2 protein-coding genes are annotated in these 2107 nt (G+C 56.9%); both read right to left on the bottom strand.

What is annotated here, in order from left to right:
- Window positions 1-244: 244 nt before the first annotated feature.
- The gene (locus VEG30_12525) at window positions 245-868 is read right to left on the bottom strand and encodes a hypothetical protein (GenBank protein ID HXZ80751.1); all 624 of its coding nucleotides are present in this window, start codon (window positions 866-868) and stop codon (window positions 245-247) included.
- Between the two features lie 23 nt (window positions 869-891).
- Window positions 892-1440 (bottom strand): hypothetical protein, encoded by a 549-nt coding sequence (locus tag VEG30_12520; protein ID HXZ80750.1) that lies wholly within the window; start codon window positions 1438-1440, stop codon window positions 892-894.
- Window positions 1441-2107 lie beyond the last annotated feature (667 nt).

Raw genomic sequence — 2107 nt, 5'->3', positions numbered from 1 at the left:
AAGCGGCTACAGCTTTCCCCCCCCGGACTAGTAGTTACAAGATTTCACCGCCGATGAGCGGGAGCGAGTGGGACGTACATGCCACTCGCAACCCTCTGTGGAAGGAAGGAGTCCTCTCTGAGGTGGCAGAAGCCTATCCTCGGTTTCCATCCCGATGGAACCGCCAAAAATACTAGTTCTTGAGGCGCATAGATTTTTCGGAGAACAGTATCCCTTGCCCCCTTGCATCCTGCCCGGCCACTGACTATCTTGCCAGCGGAAGGGTGACGGGTTGCTCCAGACGGAACTCGAGCAGGGATTCGCTCGGCACCGACACCTGCGTCCCTTTCGTGGCAGCGGAGACGGTTGTGCCGGCGGCAGCGCCGGCGACCACGCCAATCGCAGCTCCCGTTCCTCCTCCCGCTATTCCGCCGATTAATGCGCCCAGCCCCGCGCCTCCGACGATTCTCTTTGCCGTTTTGCTGCCCTTGCCTTTTGACCTCAGTTCATAAGTACTGGTCAAGAGTGGATTGGCTGTACCGTTGATCACGATATCGGTCAACTCGAGAGTCAGTTCGGCACCGCCTGACATCCGCCCAGCCGCTTTTGCTGTAGTGAGGCGGCCATAAACCATCGTGCCTCGTGGCGCCACTACCATGTCCTCAACCTGCAGATTTGTCTCCAGGCTTGCGGTGAAACGGTATCCCGTCTGCTGCTTGCTTGAATCCACAGAATCAATCATGCGGATCAGGATGCGTGTACCCGCAGGAACTGTGACCCTGCGTGGCGCCTGTGGCATTGGAACTGCGGTCGCAGAGATCGCTGCCAGCGCGGCTATCAAGGCCATCCCCACCGACAAAGCCGCCGCCCGAACGATTGCATGTCGCATATCTTTTCTCTCTTTCCTGGAACTCACGAACCCTGCCCAACAACCGGCAAAGCCGATTGAATCTGAAGATCAATGATCAGAAGCAACTGGTCTTCGATCTGGAGGAAACGTGCGGCTTCGATGGCTCCCAGCGAAGCCTTGACGCGGCCATAGTATTTCGCCAGAAGCTCGGAGCGCTGCTTGCGAAAATCGAGAGCTTTCTGAATCAGCTCATCCGCTTTGGCGTCTGTCATCTGGTCGTAGTTGCGCGCGTATTCCTCAATGTTAGCGATTCTTAGGTTGTTCAGTTTGGTCAATTCCGCGTCATACTCGCTGTAGATCGGCCAGAATTTTGCCGCCTGGTCCACATCCAACTGCATGACAGCGCCCATGATCTCGGCTTTCTGCTGGCGAACGTTGGAGCGCAAGAGCTCGATGTACTCCTGGATATTCTTGTCCTGCGTACTTGTCGCCGATGACCGCGCGGCTTGGTTTTCCGGCTTTCGTGGTTGCGCCTTTTCCTGCGCGAAGGTCACCGGACAAAAGGCTATAAATGTGAGAAGCGGAAGCCACACTGCAATTCGTTTCTTCATCTGATTATCCTTCCTCAAAGGATCATGCCGTTTGGAAGCTCTGGGGCTCTGTCTGCCGCCAGAAGTAGCTTCTTGTCCGCCCAAATCATCAGTGGCCGGACAGGTGGAGCATCAGCCCGATCGCCAACAAGAACAGGCACGCCAGGAAAAACAGGAAGTAGGACCTGGCTCGCCGTGGCCATTGTGGATCGCCTGCCGGCGCCCGCGGGTCATTCGCTTTTTTCCTTGGCCGTGGGCGGGCACCCGGCAGGTACTCACGGTAGTCCGTGGGAGAATCCAAATAATTAATCTCTGCCCAGACGCGACAGTCGCTCACGCGAAACGCTGACCCGCCAGCATGCCGCTCTTGGGCGAATTGCTCCACCGCTCATCCCCACCAAAATTCACTCAGGGCTCGGGCATTGTCTCTCGGCCGCCCTTTCAGGTCCGTTTTTTAGGATATCGACCGAGCATTGCCAACTGGCAAGTTTGACAGTCTCATGAGGCTCTGGCTGCCCGCCGCGGGGGCGAGGGCCTCATTTGGCAGGCTGCTAGTACTGCCAGTATCGCCGGCGTTTCATGGTTCTTAGAGTAGCAGCGTTGTGAGGCATTCACTCCGATGGACACGAAGTGGAGCGACAACGATCTTCGAGCCTGCCATGAGAGATGGCGAACGTTGGCTTTCACT

The sequence above is a fragment of the Terriglobales bacterium genome (assembly GCA_035624455.1).
Classification (GTDB): domain Bacteria; phylum Acidobacteriota; class Terriglobia; order Terriglobales; family Acidobacteriaceae; genus DASPRM01.
The sequence above is the reverse complement of the archived record's forward strand: the minus strand, read 5'-3'. Positions and strand labels throughout refer to the sequence as shown.

What these genes read in the sequence shown, in the direction of transcription:
- VEG30_12525 (HXZ80751.1), bottom strand. Translation starts at nt 868, where the DNA reads ATGCGACATGCAATCGTTCGGGCGGCGGCTTTGTCGGTGGGGATGGCC.
- VEG30_12520 (HXZ80750.1), bottom strand. Translation starts at nt 1,440, where the DNA reads ATGAAGAAACGAATTGCAGTGTGGCTTCCGCTTCTCACATTTATAGCC.